Origin of the sequence: Pseudomonas sp. Q1-7 (assembly GCF_028010285.1) — a bacterium.
Taxonomy (GTDB): Bacteria; Pseudomonadota; Gammaproteobacteria; order Pseudomonadales; family Pseudomonadaceae; genus Metapseudomonas.
Genome location: NZ_CP116304.1, coordinates 4,518,746 through 4,534,869, shown reverse-complemented (window position 1 = coordinate 4,534,869; position 16,124 = coordinate 4,518,746). Strand labels below are relative to the sequence as shown.

Below are 16,124 nucleotides of genomic sequence, written 5' to 3'. Positions count from 1 at the left end.
CGATATTGATCGATTCTTGATGTGGAAAGCATGTAAGTCGTTGAAATCTAATTGGATATTTTTGTCGAGTTGAGCCAGTCAGATTCCGGAAGCGCCATTCCTGCAACTTGCACCGGACCGCTGGATCGCTAACATCACTCTTGCGTACAGGATGTACGCAGGTTGATAAGGATATCGACCAGGACATCGCCGGATGCGATTCATCAGGATGATGAGCAAGGACTACAGGGAATAGGGACAAAAGAGTGGGCGGGTAACCCCCGCCCCTTTTTTTGCCCGAAGGAAAGCAAAAGGCCCGCAGATGCGGGCCTTTTTGCGTTTGGGCAGAGGACGGATCAGCGCTCCAGGTGCTCCAGCTTGCCTTTGACGCCATCCCACTCCTCGGCGTCGGCCAGGGAGTCCTTCTTTTCGGTGATGTTCGGCCAGACTTCGGCCAGATCACGGTTCAATTCGATGAACTCCTGCATGTCCTCAGGCACTTCATCCTCGGAGAAGATGGCTTGTGCCGGGCATTCGGGCTCGCAGAGTGCGCAGTCGATGCACTCGTCCGGGTGAATGACCAGGAAGTTCGGGCCTTCGTAGAAGCAGTCCACCGGACAGACTTCCACACAGTCGGTGTATTTGCATTTGATGCAGTTGTCGGTGACGACGAAGGTCATTTCTATTCTTCTCCTCAAGCGGCGGCTCGGAAGCCTTTTATCTCCGGCTTCTCGGCGCTGGAACTCAGGGTGCCGGGCAGGCTGATTCCCGGGCGTATTCCAGAGCGCGCGGGATTCTAGCAGTTTGTGCGGTTCAGGGGTTAGATACGTGACTTCAGTGTATATAACAGCTCCAGCGCCTGCCGGGGTGTCAGATCATCCGGCTTGATCCTGGCCAATTCATCCAGTACCGGGTGTGGCAGGCTGGCAAAAAGGTCGCTTTGCATGGGCGCAGTGGGCTGTCCGGGGCTCTGGCGCGGCGCTTCGTGGGGCAGGCTGGTGGTTTCCAGTCGCGCCAGATGCTCGCGGGCGCGCTGGATCACGTCGCCCGGCACGCCTGCCAACTGGGCTACCGCCAGGCCGTAGCTCTGGCTCGCCGGGCCGGGCAGTACGTGGTGCAGGAAGACGATGCGCTCATTGTGTTCGGTGGCGTTCAGGTGGACGTTGGCCACCACCGGTTCGGTCTCCGGCAGCACGGTCAGTTCGAAATAGTGGGTAGCGAACAGGGTGAATGCGCGCAGGCGGGCGAGATGTTCGGCCGCAGCCCAGGCCAGTGACAGGCCGTCGAAGGTGCTGGTGCCGCGACCCACTTCGTCCATCAGTACCAGGCTGCTGGCGCTCGCGTTATGCAGGATGTTGGCGGTTTCGCTCATCTCCACCATGAAGGTCGAACGGCCGCCGGCCAGGTCGTCGCTGGAGCCGATGCGGGTGAAGATGCGGTCCACCAGCGACAGCTCGCAACTGGCCGCCGGCACGAAGCAACCGATATGGGCGAGCAGCACAATCAGCGCGGTCTGGCGCATGTAGGTGGACTTACCGCCCATGTTCGGGCCGGTGATGATCAGCATGCGTGTGGCGTCATCCAGCGCCAGGTCGTTGGCCACGAAGGGCGTGTCCAGCACCTGCTCCACCACCGGGTGGCGGCCCTGGTCGATGCGCATGCAGGGTTCGTCGACGAAGCGCGGGCGATTCAGGTCGAGGTTCAGCGCGCGCTCGGCGAAGTTGCTCAGCACGTCCAGCTCGGCCAGGGCAGCGGCGGTGTCCTGCAGCGGAGCCAGTTGTTCGATCAGCAGCTCCAACAGTTCGTCGTAGAGCATTTTCTCCCGTGCCAGGGCACGGCTCTTGGCCGACAGCGCCTTGTCTTCGAACGCCTTGAGTTCCGGGGTGATGAAGCGTTCCGCGCCCTTCAGGGTCTGGCGGCGGATGTAGTCGGCGGGTGCCTGCTCGGCCTGCACGCGCGGCAATTCGATGTAGTAGCCATGGATGCGGTTGTAGCCGACCTTCAGGTTCGGCAAACCGGTGCGGGCCTTTTCCCGGGCCTCCAGATCCATCAGGTACTGGCCGGCGTTCTCGCTGAGCGCCTGCAGTTCGTCCAGCTCGGCGTCGTAGCCGGTCTTGATCACCCCGCCATCGCGAATGACCGCGGGCGGGGTGTCGATGATGGCGCGGGCCAGGAGGTCGGCCAGCTCCGGATAGGTGCGGATATTGCCGGCAAGGCCCTTCAGATGCGGCACTTCCAGCTCGGTCATGGCGTCCTGCAGCAGCGGCAGGGCGGCGAGGGCGTCGCGCAGGCGCGCCAAGTCACGGGGACGTGCGTTGCGCAGGCCGATTCGGGCAAGGATGCGCTCCACGTCGCCGATTTCCTTCAACTGGGGTTGCAGGCCTTCGAAGCGATAGCGGTCCAGCAGGCAGTCGATGGCGTCCTGGCGGGCCTCCAGTACAGCACGGTCACGTAACGGGCGATTCAGCCAGCGACTCAGGAGACGGCTGCCCATGGCGGTCTGGCAGCGGTCGATCACCGATTGCAGGGTATTGTCGCGGCCGCCGGAGAGATTCACGTCCAGCTCCAGGTTGCGGCGGCTGGCGGCATCAAGGATGACGGTATCGTCGATGCGTTCGTGGCGCAGGCTGCGCAGGTGGGGCAGGGCGGTGCGCTGGGTTTCCTTGGCATAGGCCAACAGGCAACCCGCGGAGCCGATGGCCAGGCTGAGGGTTTCACAGCCGAAGCCCTTGAGGTCCTGGACGCCGAACTGCTGGCAGAGGCTCTTCTTCGCCGAGTCGCGATCGAAGTCCCATGGCGCACGACGGCGCACGCCGCGCCGCTTTTCCGCCGGAAGCCCCTGGGGCCAGTCGTCTGGGATCAGCAACTCGGCGGGGTTCAAGCGCTCCAGTTCAGCCAGCAGATTCTCCCAGCCCTTGATCTCCTGCACGCTGAAACGGCCGCTGGTGATGTCCAGTACCGCCAGGCCGAACAGGCGCTCGTCGCCCAGCACCGCAGCCAGCAGGTTGTCGCGGCGTTCATCCAGTAGCGCTTCGTCGCTGATGGTGCCGGGGGTGATGATGCGCACCACCTGGCGCTCCACCGGGCCTTTGCTGGTGGCTGGATCGCCGATCTGCTCGCAGATCACCACCGATTCGCCGAGCTTGACCAGCTTGGCCAGGTAGCCCTCCACCGAATGGAAGGGGATGCCGGCCATGGGAATCGACTTGCCCGCCGACTGGCCGCGAGCGGTCAGGGTGATGTCGAGCAGCTTGGCGGCCTTCTTGGCGTCCTCGTAGAAAATCTCGTAGAAGTCGCCCATGCGGTAGAACATCAGTTGATCCGGATGCTGGTTCTTCAGCTTCCAGTACTGCTGCATCATGGGTGTGTGTTCGCTGAGATCGCTCATTGCCTGGCCTTGCGCGCAAAAGGCGCTAGTGTACGGTATCCCGCTGGCTCGCTTTAACCCCGGAGTGCTCATGCCCGTTTCCGAAGATGAACTGACAGCGCTGGCCGCCCGCCTGGGTGAAACATTGACGGCGCGTGGGGAATCGGTGAGCACCGCCGAGTCCTGCACGGGGGGAGGCATCGCCGAGGCGATCACTCGCATTCCCGGCAGCTCGTCCTGGTTCGAGGCGGGTTACGTCACCTATTCCAATCGGCAGAAGACCGCACAACTGGCGGTGCCGGCCGAGCTGTTTCAGCAAGTGGGGGCGGTGAGTCGCGAGGTGGTCCAGGCCATGGTGCGAGGGGCCCAGCAGCGCAGCGGTGCTCGCTTTGCGGTGGCGGTAAGCGGTGTGGCCGGACCCGATGGCGGCTCGCCGGAGAAGCCGGTCGGCACGGTCTGGCTGGCCTGGGGCGATGGCGCGGAGGTGGAGGCGGTACGCCGCCAGTTCGCGGGGGATCGCCTGGCCGTGCGCCGGCAGACGGTCGCAGAAGCGCTGCAAGGACTGATCCGACTAGCTGCAGGAGAAAAAGCCGTCCAGGGGTAGGCGCGCGACTTGCCCTATGGAATAATACTGTCTACTTATACAGTTGTTGGTGGCCGCCAGGCCCTCTTGAGTTTAGTGAGGACTTCAATGGACGAGAACAAGAAGCGCGCCTTGGCTGCTGCCCTGGGCCAGATCGAGAAACAGTTCGGCAAAGGCGCGGTCATGCGCATGGGCGACCACGACCGCCAGGCCATCCCGGCCATTTCCACCGGCTCCCTGGGCCTGGACATCGCCCTTGGCATCGGTGGCCTGCCGAAAGGCCGTATCGTCGAGATCTACGGTCCTGAGTCTTCCGGTAAGACCACCCTGACCCTTTCCGTCATCGCCGAAGCCCAGAAACTGGGCGCGACCTGCGCCTTCGTCGACGCTGAGCACGCCCTGGATCCGGACTACGCCGGCAAGCTCGGCGTGAACGTGGACGACCTGCTGGTCTCCCAGCCGGACACTGGCGAGCAGGCCCTGGAAATCACCGACATGCTGGTACGCTCCAACGCCGTCGACGTGATCATCGTCGACTCCGTGGCTGCCCTGGTGCCGAAGGCCGAAATCGAAGGTGAAATGGGTGACTCCCACGTCGGCCTCCAGGCGCGCCTGATGTCCCAGGCCCTGCGCAAGATCACCGGCAATATCAAGAATGCCAATTGCCTGGTCATCTTCATCAACCAGATCCGTATGAAGATTGGTGTGATGTTCGGCAACCCGGAAACCACCACCGGCGGTAACGCCCTCAAGTTCTACGCTTCCGTGCGCCTCGACATCCGCCGTACCGGCGCGGTAAAGGAAGGCGAGGAAGTCGTGGGCAGCGAAACTCGCGTCAAGGTCGTGAAGAACAAGGTTGCTCCGCCTTTCCGCCAGGCCGAGTTCCAGATCATGTACGGCAAGGGCATCTACCGTACCGGCGAGATCATCGACCTGGGTGTACAGCTCGGCCTGGTAGAGAAGTCCGGTGCCTGGTACAGCTACCAGGGCAATAAGATCGGCCAAGGCAAGGCCAACGCTGCCAAGTACCTGGAAGAAAACCGGGAAGTCGGCAGCGCCATCGAGAAGATCATTCGCGAGAAGCTGCTGGTCGATGCCGCAGCCAACAAGTCTGCGGCCACCGCCGACGCTGATGATCTGGCCGACGTAGACCTCTGATCCGCCCATGCCCGTCGTGCTCGACAACCCCGCCGCAGTGCGGCGGGCTGCCATGGATCTATTGGCGCAGCGCGAACATGGACGAGTCGAGCTGACGCGTAAGTTGCGTCAGCGCGGCGCCGCTCCCGAGTTGATCGACAGTGCCCTCGACCGTCTGACGGAAGAGGGGCTGCTCTCCGAATCCCGTTATCTGGAAAGCTTCATCGCCAGCCGTGCCCGTGGCGGCTATGGGCCGCAGCGCATCCGTGAGGAGCTGGCGCAACGTGGCTTGCCCCGTGGTGAGATAGACCTGGCCCTGCGCGAAGCCGATATCGACTGGACAGAACAGCTGCGCGATGTCTGGCGCCGCAAGTTCAAGGGGCAGCAACCGCAGGACGCCCGCGAGCGCGCCCAGCAAGGACGCTTTCTCGCCTACCGCGGCTATTCCATGGAAATGATCAGCCGTCTCCTGCGCGGCAATCCGGACGACTGAATTTCCCGACAAGCGCCATGCGCGACGGCGCATGGCTGGTTTGCCGCAGGCCGTGGCGGCCGTGTAGCGGGTCAGGCCCAGTCGGCCCAATGTTGTGGCAGGTTGATGAAATCAATGAGTTCGCGCAGGCGGCCGTGGTCGCGGCCGTTGAAGCGGAATGCCAAGCGAATCAGTTCGCTGAACTCCGGTTCGTCCTTCTCGGACTCCGAGTAGGCTTGCTGGCTGAAGGTTCCTTCCAGGCAGAGGTCAGCGAACTGCTCCTGAATCTGGCCCAGCGCTCGCTCGCTGAGAGAGTGGTTCATGCGGATCACGAAGCTGGCATTCAGCCAGCGGCTGGAGTGGTAGTTGCGGTAGAACTGGGCGATTTCGGCTGCCGCCTCATCGGCATTGCGCACCAGGCGCATCAGGTTCATGTCGCTTGGAAGGATGTAGCGGTTGCGTTCCAGTTGTTCGTGAAGGAACCCGATGGCGTCTTCCCAGTAGCTGCCGTCCGGCTCGTCCAGCAGTACGACCGGCACCACCGGGCTCTTGCCGGTCTGGATCAGCGTCAGGACTTCCAACGCCTCATCCAGGGTGCCGAAGCCGCCAGGGCACAGCACCAGCGCGTCGGCTTCTTTGACGAAGAACAGTTTGCGCACGAAGAAGAAGTGGAACGACAGCAGGTGTTCGGTTCCATTCACCGTTGTGTTGGCGTGCTGCTCGAATGGCAGAGTGATGTTCAGGCCCAGGCTGTTTTCCAGCCCCGCGCCTTCGTGGGCCGCGGCCATGATGCCGCCACCGGCACCGGTAATCACCATCAGGTCGCGCTTGGCGAGCTCCGCGCCCAGTTGGCGCGCCAAGGCATAGATAGGGTGGCCCTCCGGGGTCCGCGCCGAACCGAAGACGGTGACCTTGCGGCGACGCTTGAATTGTTCCAGGACGCTGAAGGCGTGCTCCATTTCGCGCAGGGTCTGCAGCATGATCTTGGCATCCCAGCGGTTGCGGTCGGCCTGGGCCATGCGCACCACGGTTATCAGCATTTCGCGATAGAGCGCCAGGTTGGGGCTGCCGCTGGGGACGGTGAGGTTGATCAATTCATCGACCTTCTGGGTCAGGTCGATTCCGCTGGTCTGGAAGTGCCGGGAGAGGTAATCGTCCGGATCATAGGGCATAGCAATCTCCTTGCTCATCAACTTCTCGGAGCTGCTCTTCTGGATGGGGCCGGAAACCGGGCGACCCAGTTGAGCCGCTCAACTACAGCTTGCGGCAGACGCTGGATCTTTTCCAGTTCACGGAGACCGAATCAATTGCGGTGAGGTGCTCGTGATGATGAGCCGCGGACGTCGATCGCGGAACGAACGGTGGACCCGGCTCGATCAGTTGGACTTGGCTTTCAGGCCACAATCCTGGGCGATGAAGCGTTCGGAGGTCACTGGGCGATTGCTTTTGTACTCGCTGAACTCGTAACGCAGGCCAGCACCTCGGGCCAGCAGCTGGCGGTAGCCGGTGTTGCGACAGACGCTGGCGCCCAACTGCGCGCGCACCGCGTCGGGATTGGCGCGCATCTGCGCGGCATGGGCTTCACGCACGCTGAGATGATTCACCAGATCATTACCGTCCACCGTGTAGCCCTGGTCGAGGATGTCCTCGTTGATGGCGCGAGGGGTGCCGGCGCTGCTCTCCCGGGCCACTTTTTCCAGCATTTTGGTCAGCTCGAAGTCCTTGAGCGACGTGGCCTGGGCAAAGAAGGGCAAGGTCGCGCAAAGGGCGAGGGCGGTGAGGCGCAGCATGGGAATCTCCTGACGAAAAGTAGCCGTTTGACCAGCGCGGCAATTGTGCGTTCGCCTGCAGTGCTTGTCGCGTGAAAATTCGGCTCCAGACGGTCGCCGGCACGGCCAGGCACCTCTGGTAGAATCGCTCCATCCTCCTTGACGCCTGTCCCCCTTGCTTGCCGCAATTCGGCCGGTACGGGGCACTCTCCTGCTGTACTGGAACCCGTTTCGATGAGTCACGCCGTCTTCCGCCTGCGCGCCGAATGCCTTGCGCGCAGCCCCCGTCCCTTCGTTGCCCGCGGATCGCGCGCGCCGCGCTGTCCGGAGTGCCGGGTCGCCCTTGACTATTGCTTCTGCGCCTGGCGTCCCAAGGTCCCGGTGCGCTCCGGTGTCTGCCTGATGATGTACTACTCCGAGCCCATGAAACCCAGCAACACCGGTTGGCTCATCGCCGATCTGGTGCCCGATACCTGGGCCTTCGGCTGGTCGCGTACCGAAGTGGACGATGCACTGCTCGCTCTGCTGGAAGACCCACAATGGCAACCCTACCTGGTGTTCCCCGGCGAGTACGCCGAATCGCAGCGGGTGGTGGATCGCGTCGAGGTGGAGGCGCGCAAGCGACCGTTGTTCATCCTGCTGGATGCCACCTGGACAGAGGCGCGCAAGATGTTCCGCAAGAGTCCTTACCTGGATCGCTTCCCGGTCCTCAGCCTTTCACCGGAGCAGATTTCCCGCTATCGCTTGCGTCGCTCCAAGCGCGATGAGCACCTGTGCACCGCTGAGGTGGGAGCCCTGTGCCTGGAGCTGGCCGGGGACGAACGGGCCGGCGGCGCGTTGAACGCCTACCTGGACGTGTTCACCGAACGCTACCTGGGGGCCAAGCGGGCCCTGCCCCTGGACGAGGCGAGCCTGGCGCACCAGGCGCTCAGCAGCTACCTCTGATCAGGCTTTGGCCTCGGTCGGGACCGTCTCGGCCATCGCCTTCTGCGGCCAGAGTTGCGCCACCAGCATGCCGGTGAACATCAGGGCGCAGCCGAGGTAGCCGCGCGGATGCAGGGACTCGTCCAGCATCAGGGCGCCGGCGATGGCGGCGAACACCGCTTCCAGCGAGAGGATGATGGCGGCGTGGGACGCGATGGCATGACGCTGCGCCACCACTTGCAGGGTGTAGCCGATGGCGACGGCGATGACGCCACCATAAAGGATGGCGGGACCCGCCTGGAGGATCGCTTCGACCTTGATCTCTTCGAGCACCAGTGCGAGGACCAGGCTGACCACCGCGCATACCGCGAACTGCAGGATGGAAAGGCGGATCGGGTCGTAGCGGCTGGCGAAGTAACCCACCAGCAGTACATGCACGCCCCAGACGCAGGCGCCGGCCAGCTGCAGCCAGTCGCCTGAGGCGACCTGAAAGCCTTCACCGACACTGAGCAGGAACATCCCCACGACTGCCAGGCAGGCACCCAGCCAGGTGCCCATGCCAGTACGATGGCCGAGGAAGAGGCCCAGCAGCGGGACTATGATCACGTACAGGCCGGTAATGAAGCCGGAATTGGTCACCGTGGTGAACAGCAGGCCCACCTGCTGCAGGTTGATACCCAGCGACAGGGCCAGCCCCATCAACAGGCCGCCGAGCAGCATGCCGCGGTTGAACGGCTGCTTCACGGCTGGCTTGGGCAACACCAGCAGCAGGGGCAGAAGGATGAGGGCGCCGAGGGTGAAGCGCAGTCCGGTATAGAGAAAGGGGCCGATGGCATCCATCCCCAGGCGCTGGGCGACGAAGGCCGCGCCCCAGATGGCGGCGGTGATCAGCATCAGGATATCGGCGCGCAGGGCTTGGCTTCGCATGGTGGATCTCGGCTGGAAAAGCCCGGAACTTTGCCGTAAAGCGCGCGACTTGACCACCCCGACGCGGGTCGGCATTCTGGGCGCCGCTTTACGGCCCGCCCGTATCGAGCTTCGGGCCTGGCCAGCGTATCCGGTTGTGCCGAAATGCCTCTCCCTACCCCCGGCGAGGCGTGTCTGGGCCCATTACAAAAAGGACATGCCCATGGCCTCATACGAAATCCTCATTGCCGATGACCATCCGCTGTTTCGCAGTGCGCTGCAGCAGGCCCTGGCCCTGGGCCTCGGACCGGATGCGCGGCTGGCGGAGGCGGCGAGCATCGCCGAACTCGAAACCCGCCTCGCCGAGCGTGCCGATTGGGACCTGGTCCTGCTCGACCTGAACATGCCCGGCGCCTATGGGTTCTCCGGGCTGGTGCTGCTGCGTGGCCAGTATCCGCAGATTCCGGTGGTGATGATCTCCGCCCAGGAGGAGGCCTCGGTGGTCGCCCGCTCCCGCGAGTTCGGGGCCAGTGGCTTCATTCCCAAGTCCAGTCCGCTCGAGGTCATCCAGGATGCCGTGCGCGCGGTGCTCGACGGCGATGCCTGGTGGCCACCGCAGTTGGAGGAGGCTCAGGCCCTGTCCGCTGAAGCCAAGGCCGCAAGTGAAGGCCTGGCCAGTCTGACCCCGCAGCAGTTTCGCGTGCTGACCATGGTCTGCGAAGGGCTGCTGAACAAGCAGATCGCTTTCGAGTTGCATGTCTCCGAGGCCACGGTGAAGGCCCACGTGACGGCCATCTTCCGCAAGCTCAATGTGCGTACCCGCACCCAGGCCGCGCTGCTGCTGCAACAGATGGAATCGATTCCCTCGGCCTGAATCGGCCATTTCACGCAATTTTGAGGCGCGTTGCATTAGGCTGCGCGCTCCTTTCAACAACCTTTCTTCCTATGTCGCCATTCAAAGGCCAGACGGGCCTCAAACGTGTCCTCAACGCCGCCGGCTACTCCCTCGACGGCCTGCGCGCCGCTTTCGTCGGCGAAGCCGCTTTCCGCCAACTGGTACTGCTCAATGCGGTGCTGATTCCGCTGTCTTTCTTTCTCGATGTGAGCCGGGGCGAGCGGGCCTTGATGATCGGTGCCTGCTTGCTGGCGTTGATCGTCGAGCTGTTGAACTCGGCGGTGGAAGCGGCCATCGACCGCATCTCCCTCGAACGTCATCCGCTGTCGAAGAACGCCAAGGACATGGGCAGTGCGGCGCAGTTCACCGCGCTCGCCCTGATTACGGCGGTCTGGGCCACCATCCTCCTCGGATGAGGTCTCAGGCGATCGGCGGCAGCACGATCTCGTCGCTGCGTTTCACCCCGGCGGTCAGTGCCCGGCACTGATCGAGGAACTCGCGCATGGCGGCGGTCTGGTATTTCTGCCGGTGCCAGATGAAATAGAACTGTCGGCGCAGGTCGATCCCCGGGGTTTCAACCGGCACCAGGCTGCCGCGGCGGAAGGCGTCCCGCAGCGCCAGCCGCGAAATGCAACTGATGCCAAGGCCCGATTCCACGGCCCGCTTGATCGCCTCGGTATGTTCCAGCTCCAGGCGGATGTTCAACGGCGTGGGGTGGTGGCGCATGGCCTGATCGAAGGTGAGCCGCGTGCCCGAGCCGCGTTCCCGCAGGACCCAGGCTTCCCGGCTCAACTCCTCCAGGCTCGCCTGGCCCTTCGCCGCGAGCGGGTGCTGTGGGGCGCAGAACACCACCAGCTCGTCTTCCACCCACGGCAGGACCTCGATGTCCGGATGCTGGCAATCACCTTCGATTAGACCCAGGTCAAGTTCGTACAGGGCGATCTGCTGGACGATATTCGCCGTGTTTTGCACATGCAGGCTCACCTGGCATTCCGGGTGAGCCTGCATGAAGGAGCCGATCAGCAGGGTGGCGAGGTAGTTGCCCACGGTCAGGGTCGCGCCGACGTCCAGCGAACCGAAGCCGGTCTTGCCGTTGAGCAGGTCCTCGATCTCGCGGGCCTGATCCAGCAGGGCAACCGCCTGGGGCAGCAATTGGCGACCCAGGGCATTGAGGCTGAGACGCTTGCCGGCACGGTCGAACAACTGGCAGCCGGACTGGCGCTCCAGCTCGGTCAGCGACGTACTGGCTGCCGATTGCGAGAGGGAGAGTTGTGCGGCCGCACGGGAAACGCTCTCCTGCTGGGCAACGGCGACGAATACCTGGAGTTGGCGTAGCGTAAATCGCATATCTATATAACCGATAACCTATATCTTGATAATTCAGTTAACAGATATTGTCGCTATCAATACAATGTCGCGCAATTGTGCCTCTTCTGCGGCGCTGGCGATTTCAAAATTTTCGGAGCCCCCACCAATGAGCAACATGAACTCGGAGCGCATCCTCAGCGTTCATCACTGGAACGACACGCTGTTCAGCTTCAAGTGCACCCGCGACCCGGGCCTGCGCTTCGAGAACGGCCAGTTCGTCATGATCGGCCTGCAGCAACCCAGTGGCCGTCCGCTGATGCGCGCCTATTCCATCGCCAGCCCGAACTGGGAAGAGCACCTGGAGTTCTTCAGCATCAAGGTGCCGGACGGTCCGCTGACCTCCCAACTGCAGCACTTGAAGGAAGGCGACGAGATCATCATCAGCAAGAAGCCCACCGGTACCCTGGTCCTCGATGACCTGAACCCCGGCAAGCACCTCTACCTGCTGAGCACCGGCACCGGCCTCGCACCCTTCATGAGCGTGATCCAGGACCCGGAAACCTACGAGCGCTTCGAGAAGGTGATCCTGGTTCACGGCGTGCGCTACGTGAACGAAGTGGCCTACCGCGAGTTCATCACCGAGCACCTGCCGCAGAACGAGTTCTTCGGCGAGGCGGTGAAGGACAAGCTGATCTACTACCCCACCGTGACCCGCGAACCCTTCGAGAACCAGGGCCGTCTGACCGACCTGATGCGCAGTGGCAAGTTGTTCGAGGACATCGGCCTGCCGCCGATCAACCCGCAGGACGACCGCGCCATGATCTGCGGCAGCCCGAGCATGCTCGACGAGACCAGCGAGGTCCTCGACAGCTTCGGTCTGAAGATCTCTCCGCGCATGCGTGAGCCGGGCGATTACCTGATCGAGCGCGCCTTCGTCGAGAAGTAAGCGCTGGACGCTTCACCAAGGCCCGCCAATCGGCGGGCTTTGTCGTTTCTGGGGCCTTACACCGGCGAGCTGAAGCGTTGCCCGGAGATGGCCGGATGGTAGATCGGCTGAATCTTGTTCCCGGCCGGGTCCAGCACGTGGAAGCTGTGTGCGCCGTCGCCATGGGCGAAGGGGCGGTCGAGCATGGTCACGCCCTTGTCCTTGAGGTAGCGGTACCAGGCCTCCAGCTCTTCCAGGCTGTCCACGACGAAACCATAGTGGTCCACCGCTTGTATGCCGCTGCTGGGGGCGAAGGCGCGGCCCAGGGACAGGTTGTCATTGCCGCAGGTGAGGTAGACCAGGTCTTCATGGGCACGGTTGAGGACTTCCATGCCCAGTACGTCCACATAGAAGCGCTCGCACTCCTCCAGGTTGGGGACGACGATGGCGATATGGCGCAGGCCGTTGAGACGGCCGGGACGCTGGGACATTGGCGAATCTCCATTGTTGTATACAATATTGTCGTGAATATAAGACAAAAGGAGTTTCGCGTGTACTGTCTGTTATTGAAGACCCGCCTTCGTCCCGGCAGCCTGGAGGCGTTCATGGACGCCATGGCTGTCAACGCCGCCGCCTCGGTGCGCGACGAGCCGGGTTGCCTGGTGTTCGATGTGCTGCAGGACCGCAGCGACCCCGAGCTGGTTTGGCTCTACGAGGTCTACACCGACGAGGCCGCTTTCGAGGCCCATATGCGCACTGCGCATTTCCTCGCCAGCCGGCCGTTGCTGGAGCCGTTGATCCTGCAACAGGACTGCATCGAAGCGGACGCTTTGGCGCTCAACCCTTCCCGCTGAACGCCGTGATAGTGGGAGCCACCCGAAAACCTCAGCTCCGGGCGATCTCCAGCACGCGGATGCGTCCTGGCTCGGGGTAGTGCCAGCGCACATCCACGTCCCACAGGCGGGCGCCGTAGCGGCGTTCGGGTTCGGGCTTCTGGTAGGCCGGGCGAGGGTCTTGGGCCAGGCACTGTTCCACCAGTTCGGCCAGGGGTTCGCCCAGGCGCTGGCCGTGCGCGCGGGCCTGGAGCAGGGCGGCCGGTTCCCAGTCCACCGGAATCAGCTCCGGTGCGGCGTCGGCGATGGCGTTCAGCGCGCCGTCCTGGCGGTCGGCGTAGGGCACGTAGGGTTTGATGTCGATGACCGGCGTGCCATCCAGCAGGTCGATGCCGGACAGCCAGAGACGCCCGGCCTCTACCTTGTCCAGCTTCACCACCGACTGACCGATGCCGTTGGGGCGGTGGGTGGAACGGCTGGCGAACACGCCGATGGACTGGTTGCCGCCCAGGCGTGGCGGCCGCACCTTCAGGCGCGGCTTGTCTTCCAGGGCCTGGTGGAAGAGGAACAGCAGCCAGACGTGGCTGACCTGCTCCAGCCCCGCCACGGCTTCGCCGCTGTCGAAGGGCGGGACCAGCTCCAGCACGCCACGGGCGGCGGGGGCCAGGTGCGGTTGGCGGGGAATGGCGAATTTTTCCTTGAAGCAGGAACGGACGTAGCCCACCGGCGAAATGGTGTGCTGCATGTCAGTAGGGTACGCGGCAACCGGCATCGCGGAAGGCGCCGCCCAGACGCAGCCAGCCGTCGCCGGGGCTGGTCTGGGCGCAGGTCAGTGCGCCATCCAGCTTGCTCTGCCAGATGAAGAAGGGCGCCGGCGCGGCGAAGGCCGGGGCGGCGAAGGTGAGCAGGAGGGCGATAAGGGTGGGGCGCATGGGGGAGTTCCGGTGATGTGCGCGGCTACCCTAGCGCCGGCCCATGCGCTGCGCAAGGGATGCCTTAGAGGTGGAAACCGCCGTCGATGGGAATGATGGCACCGGTCATGTAGGCGCCTGCCGTACTGGCCAGGCTGATGGCCAGCGCGGCCATTTCTTCTTCCCGGCCCCAGCGTTTCATGGGTATCAGCGCCGTGTCGCGGGCCAGGGCCTCGGGATCGCTGGCGATGAAGCGGGTCATCTTGCTGGGGAATCGGCCAGGGGCGATCACATTGACGTTGATGTGCTCGGCCACCAGTTCCCGCGCCAGCATGCGCGACAGCTGGTGCAGCGCCGCCTTGCTCGGGCCGTAGGCGTAGGCCTCCTCACCGTGGGACGTGATGCCGGCCACCGAGCCGATATTGATCACCCGAGCCGGGTTGGCCTCGCTGCCGGCCTTGCGCAGTAGCGGCAGCATTTGCTGGATGCAACTGAACACCGAGGTGACGTTGAGTTGCATGACCTTCTCCCAGCCTTTCACCGGATAGCTTTCCAGGGGCGCTCCCCAGGTGGTGCCGGCATTGTTCACCAGGATGTCGAGCTGGCCGACGTGCTGCTCCAGCATCTCCGCCAGAGCCCTGGCGCCAGCCTCGCTGGAGAGGTCGGCGGCAAGGCCCTGGCACTGGCCAAAGGCAGAGAGTTCCACGGCGGCGGCCTCGCAGGCCTCGGCGTCACGGGCGCAGATGAATACCCTGGCGCCGGCTTCGAGAAAGCCCTGGGCGATCATGCGGCCGATGCCGCGAGTGCCGCCGGTGACCAGGGCCGTACGACCCTGAAGGCTGAAGTAGGGATGCATTGGAACCTCGCAAGTGGGCCTGGGAAGGCCCATACCCTAGCCCCGGCGATACCGGGGCGGGGGCATTATCGAGGCGGGGAATACGGTGGCATTGTCAGGCCGGGGCAGCCTGGGCGGCGGCCAGTTCGGCGTCCTTGGCCAGGGCGCGCTGGTAGGCCGGGCGTTCGATGAACCGGGCGATGTAGGCCTTGATCGACGGTACTTCCGGGATCAGGCCGAACTGGGTGGTCCAGTTCAGTGCGCTGCCCCACAGCACGTCGGCGGCAGTGAACTGTTCGCCGAGCAGCCAGGGGCCGTTCTTCAACTGGCCGACCAGGGTGTTCATCACGCTGTCGAAATCGCCGTAGGGCGAGCGCTGCTCGGGAACTGGTTCGCGCTTCTGCACCCGGTCCACCACCGCCGGTTCGAAGCAGGAACCGTAGAACACCATCCAGCGCAGGTAGGGGCCACGTAGCGGATCGCCCAGGGGCGGCGCCAGTCCGGCTTCGGGATAGAGGTCGGCGAGGTAGAGGTAGACCGACACCTGCTCGGTGACGACCGATTTGCCATGGAGGATGGTAGGCACCTTGCCCATGGGGTTGATGGCAAGGAATTCCGGCTTGCGCTGTTCACCGAGCTGCATATTCATGACATGCAGCCGGTAGTCGGCGCCAAGTTCCTCCAGCAGGGTCAGGGCGCCGGTGGAGCGGGTGTAGGGGCAGTGGTAGAGGGTGATCTGGCGGTTCTGGCTGGTCATTGTTGTGGTCCGCTCTTGTGCCGTGGATGGAGCGAGTCTAGACCCTGCGGCTAGAGCCTGCCGTCCCGCCGCAGGCGACGCAGTACCCAGTGGCGGTAGAGGCGCGACAGGATCGGTTTGAGCAGCGGCAGGTCGATCAGCCAGGCCAGCGGCGCCAGCCGGGGCACGCGGGAAAGGAGCAGGATGTAGGCGTCCAGTTCGCGGTGGATGCGGCCGCTTTCGTCCTCCACGTGGAGTTCGGTGAGGGCCTGGTAGGGGTCGATGCCGCGGGCGCGAAGTTCCGCGTCACGGCCGGTGATATCGACCCATTCCACGCCTTCGGCGCCGCCGGGGAGGGATTCGTACCAGCGGCGGTCGGCGATGCAGCGGGGGCAGGCGCCGTCGTAGAAGACCTTGAGCATGGGGGCTCCAGTGATGCGGATCGCTGCGTTCATCCCATCCTACGGCGATTGGATATTTCCGGACCAACCGCTCGCCCGCAAAAGAAAAAGCCCCGCATCGGCGGGGCTCTTCCATTCGGCGA

At 63.9% G+C, this 16,124-nt stretch carries 20 protein-coding genes; 8 read left to right on the top strand and 12 right to left on the bottom strand.

Going from position 1 to position 16,124, the window contains the following annotated elements; all coding sequences use genetic code 11:
• Positions 1 to 335 precede the first annotated feature (335 nt).
• Positions 336 to 659 carry a ferredoxin FdxA gene (gene fdxA, locus PJW05_RS21055; protein ID WP_271408893.1) on the bottom strand — a complete coding sequence of 108 codons (324 nt, stop codon included), beginning with the start codon at positions 657 to 659 and terminating at the stop codon, positions 336 to 338.
• Between the two features lie 140 nt (positions 660 to 799).
• The gene (mutS, locus tag PJW05_RS21050) at positions 800 to 3,367 is read right to left on the bottom strand and encodes a DNA mismatch repair protein MutS (RefSeq protein ID WP_271408892.1); all 2,568 of its coding nucleotides are present in this window, start codon (positions 3,365 to 3,367) and stop codon (positions 800 to 802) included.
• A gap of 70 nt (positions 3,368 to 3,437) precedes the next feature.
• On the opposite strand from mutS, the gene PJW05_RS21045 reads away from it, so the two are divergent.
• The 3 genes from PJW05_RS21045 (at position 3,438) to recX (ending at position 5,559) form a co-directional block, all read left to right on the top strand.
• Positions 3,438 to 3,950 carry a CinA family protein gene (locus tag PJW05_RS21045; protein WP_271408891.1) on the top strand — a complete coding sequence of 171 codons (513 nt, stop codon included), beginning with the start codon at positions 3,438 to 3,440 and terminating at the stop codon, positions 3,948 to 3,950.
• Between the two features lie 87 nt (positions 3,951 to 4,037).
• Positions 4,038 to 5,087, top strand: a complete 1,050-nt coding sequence (recA, locus tag PJW05_RS21040; protein ID WP_271408890.1) for a recombinase RecA — start codon at positions 4,038 to 4,040, stop codon at positions 5,085 to 5,087.
• A 7-nt stretch (positions 5,088 to 5,094) separates the two neighbouring features.
• Positions 5,095 to 5,559, top strand: a complete 465-nt coding sequence (gene recX / locus PJW05_RS21035) for a recombination regulator RecX (RefSeq protein ID WP_271408889.1) — start codon at positions 5,095 to 5,097, stop codon at positions 5,557 to 5,559.
• Positions 5,560 to 5,630: 71 nt separating this feature from the next.
• On the opposite strand, the gene PJW05_RS21030 is transcribed toward recX, so the two are convergent.
• Together PJW05_RS21030 and PJW05_RS21025 are read right to left on the bottom strand one after the other, a co-directional pair.
• Positions 5,631 to 6,710: an LOG family protein gene (locus PJW05_RS21030; RefSeq protein ID WP_271408888.1), complete on the bottom strand. Its 1,080-nt coding sequence runs from the start codon at positions 6,708 to 6,710 to the stop codon at positions 5,631 to 5,633.
• A gap of 204 nt (positions 6,711 to 6,914) precedes the next feature.
• Positions 6,915 to 7,328 carry a quorum-sensing-regulated virulence factor family protein gene (locus PJW05_RS21025; protein WP_271408887.1) on the bottom strand — a complete coding sequence of 138 codons (414 nt, stop codon included), beginning with the start codon at positions 7,326 to 7,328 and terminating at the stop codon, positions 6,915 to 6,917.
• A gap of 213 nt (positions 7,329 to 7,541) precedes the next feature.
• Between PJW05_RS21025 and PJW05_RS21020 the strand changes: the two genes are divergently transcribed.
• A complete protein-coding gene (locus PJW05_RS21020) occupies positions 7,542 to 8,252 on the top strand; it encodes a tRNA-uridine aminocarboxypropyltransferase (protein WP_271408886.1) in 711 nt (236 codons plus the stop codon).
• Here the strand turns inward: PJW05_RS21020 and PJW05_RS21015 are convergent, their stop codons facing one another.
• Positions 8,253 to 9,158, bottom strand: coding sequence for a DMT family transporter (locus PJW05_RS21015; RefSeq protein WP_271408885.1), 906 nt, complete (start codon positions 9,156 to 9,158; stop codon positions 8,253 to 8,255).
• A 202-nt stretch (positions 9,159 to 9,360) separates the two neighbouring features.
• Here PJW05_RS21015 and erdR point away from each other — a divergent pair, with 202 nt between their 5' ends.
• Positions 9,361 to 10,011: a response regulator transcription factor ErdR gene (gene erdR / locus PJW05_RS21010; RefSeq protein ID WP_271408884.1), complete on the top strand. Its 651-nt coding sequence runs from the start codon at positions 9,361 to 9,363 to the stop codon at positions 10,009 to 10,011.
• Positions 10,012 to 10,082: 71 nt separating this feature from the next.
• Positions 10,083 to 10,448, top strand: coding sequence for a diacylglycerol kinase (locus PJW05_RS21005; protein WP_271408883.1), 366 nt, complete (start codon positions 10,083 to 10,085; stop codon positions 10,446 to 10,448).
• Positions 10,449 to 10,452: 4 nt separating this feature from the next.
• On the opposite strand, the gene PJW05_RS21000 is transcribed toward PJW05_RS21005, so the two are convergent.
• Positions 10,453 to 11,379, bottom strand: coding sequence for a LysR family transcriptional regulator (locus PJW05_RS21000; RefSeq protein WP_271408882.1), 927 nt, complete (start codon positions 11,377 to 11,379; stop codon positions 10,453 to 10,455).
• A 127-nt stretch (positions 11,380 to 11,506) separates the two neighbouring features.
• On the opposite strand from PJW05_RS21000, the gene fpr reads away from it, so the two are divergent.
• Entirely contained in the window at positions 11,507 to 12,286 is a 780-nt protein-coding gene (gene fpr / locus PJW05_RS20995; protein ID WP_271408881.1) for a ferredoxin-NADP reductase, read from the top strand.
• 56 nt (positions 12,287 to 12,342) lie between these two features.
• Here the strand turns inward: fpr and PJW05_RS20990 are convergent, their stop codons facing one another.
• Positions 12,343 to 12,756: a VOC family protein gene (locus tag PJW05_RS20990; protein ID WP_271408880.1), complete on the bottom strand. Its 414-nt coding sequence runs from the start codon at positions 12,754 to 12,756 to the stop codon at positions 12,343 to 12,345.
• Between the two features lie 60 nt (positions 12,757 to 12,816).
• Between PJW05_RS20990 and PJW05_RS20985 the strand changes: the two genes are divergently transcribed.
• A complete protein-coding gene (locus PJW05_RS20985) occupies positions 12,817 to 13,119 on the top strand; it encodes a putative quinol monooxygenase (protein ID WP_271408879.1) in 303 nt (100 codons plus the stop codon).
• A 31-nt stretch (positions 13,120 to 13,150) separates the two neighbouring features.
• On the opposite strand, the gene tsaA is transcribed toward PJW05_RS20985, so the two are convergent.
• The 5 genes from tsaA to PJW05_RS20960 form a co-directional block, all read right to left on the bottom strand.
• The gene (tsaA, locus tag PJW05_RS20980) at positions 13,151 to 13,843 is read right to left on the bottom strand and encodes a tRNA (N6-threonylcarbamoyladenosine(37)-N6)-methyltransferase TrmO (protein WP_271408878.1); all 693 of its coding nucleotides are present in this window, start codon (positions 13,841 to 13,843) and stop codon (positions 13,151 to 13,153) included.
• A 1-nt stretch (position 13,844) separates the two neighbouring features.
• Positions 13,845 to 14,030 carry a hypothetical protein gene (locus PJW05_RS20975; protein WP_271408877.1) on the bottom strand — a complete coding sequence of 62 codons (186 nt, stop codon included), beginning with the start codon at positions 14,028 to 14,030 and terminating at the stop codon, positions 13,845 to 13,847.
• 64 nt (positions 14,031 to 14,094) lie between these two features.
• A complete protein-coding gene (locus PJW05_RS20970) occupies positions 14,095 to 14,865 on the bottom strand; it encodes an SDR family oxidoreductase (RefSeq protein ID WP_271408876.1) in 771 nt (256 codons plus the stop codon).
• Positions 14,866 to 14,959: 94 nt separating this feature from the next.
• On the bottom strand, positions 14,960 to 15,601 hold the full coding sequence (locus PJW05_RS20965; protein ID WP_271408875.1) for a glutathione S-transferase family protein: 642 nt from the start codon (positions 15,599 to 15,601) through the stop codon (positions 14,960 to 14,962).
• A 50-nt stretch (positions 15,602 to 15,651) separates the two neighbouring features.
• Positions 15,652 to 16,002 carry a thiol-disulfide oxidoreductase DCC family protein gene (locus PJW05_RS20960; RefSeq protein ID WP_271408874.1) on the bottom strand — a complete coding sequence of 117 codons (351 nt, stop codon included), beginning with the start codon at positions 16,000 to 16,002 and terminating at the stop codon, positions 15,652 to 15,654.
• Positions 16,003 to 16,124: the final 122 nt, after the last annotated feature.

What these genes read in the sequence shown, in the direction of transcription:
- fdxA (WP_271408893.1), bottom strand. Translation starts at nt 659, where the DNA reads ATGACCTTCGTCGTCACCGACAACTGCATCAAATGCAAATACACCGAC.
- mutS (WP_271408892.1), bottom strand. Translation starts at nt 3,367, where the DNA reads ATGAGCGATCTCAGCGAACACACACCCATGATGCAGCAGTACTGGAAG.
- PJW05_RS21045 (WP_271408891.1), top strand. Translation starts at nt 3,438, where the DNA reads ATGCCCGTTTCCGAAGATGAACTGACAGCGCTGGCCGCCCGCCTGGGT.
- recA (WP_271408890.1), top strand. Translation starts at nt 4,038, where the DNA reads ATGGACGAGAACAAGAAGCGCGCCTTGGCTGCTGCCCTGGGCCAGATC.
- recX (WP_271408889.1), top strand. Translation starts at nt 5,095, where the DNA reads ATGCCCGTCGTGCTCGACAACCCCGCCGCAGTGCGGCGGGCTGCCATG.
- PJW05_RS21030 (WP_271408888.1), bottom strand. Translation starts at nt 6,710, where the DNA reads ATGCCCTATGATCCGGACGATTACCTCTCCCGGCACTTCCAGACCAGC.
- PJW05_RS21025 (WP_271408887.1), bottom strand. Translation starts at nt 7,328, where the DNA reads ATGCTGCGCCTCACCGCCCTCGCCCTTTGCGCGACCTTGCCCTTCTTT.
- PJW05_RS21020 (WP_271408886.1), top strand. Translation starts at nt 7,542, where the DNA reads ATGAGTCACGCCGTCTTCCGCCTGCGCGCCGAATGCCTTGCGCGCAGC.
- PJW05_RS21015 (WP_271408885.1), bottom strand. Translation starts at nt 9,158, where the DNA reads ATGCGAAGCCAAGCCCTGCGCGCCGATATCCTGATGCTGATCACCGCC.
- erdR (WP_271408884.1), top strand. Translation starts at nt 9,361, where the DNA reads ATGGCCTCATACGAAATCCTCATTGCCGATGACCATCCGCTGTTTCGC.
- PJW05_RS21005 (WP_271408883.1), top strand. Translation starts at nt 10,083, where the DNA reads ATGTCGCCATTCAAAGGCCAGACGGGCCTCAAACGTGTCCTCAACGCC.
- PJW05_RS21000 (WP_271408882.1), bottom strand. Translation starts at nt 11,379, where the DNA reads ATGCGATTTACGCTACGCCAACTCCAGGTATTCGTCGCCGTTGCCCAG.
- fpr (WP_271408881.1), top strand. Translation starts at nt 11,507, where the DNA reads ATGAGCAACATGAACTCGGAGCGCATCCTCAGCGTTCATCACTGGAAC.
- PJW05_RS20990 (WP_271408880.1), bottom strand. Translation starts at nt 12,756, where the DNA reads ATGTCCCAGCGTCCCGGCCGTCTCAACGGCCTGCGCCATATCGCCATC.
- tsaA (WP_271408878.1), bottom strand. Translation starts at nt 13,843, where the DNA reads ATGCAGCACACCATTTCGCCGGTGGGCTACGTCCGTTCCTGCTTCAAG.
- PJW05_RS20975 (WP_271408877.1), bottom strand. Translation starts at nt 14,030, where the DNA reads ATGCGCCCCACCCTTATCGCCCTCCTGCTCACCTTCGCCGCCCCGGCC.
- PJW05_RS20970 (WP_271408876.1), bottom strand. Translation starts at nt 14,865, where the DNA reads ATGCATCCCTACTTCAGCCTTCAGGGTCGTACGGCCCTGGTCACCGGC.
- PJW05_RS20965 (WP_271408875.1), bottom strand. Translation starts at nt 15,601, where the DNA reads ATGACCAGCCAGAACCGCCAGATCACCCTCTACCACTGCCCCTACACC.
- PJW05_RS20960 (WP_271408874.1), bottom strand. Translation starts at nt 16,002, where the DNA reads ATGCTCAAGGTCTTCTACGACGGCGCCTGCCCCCGCTGCATCGCCGAC.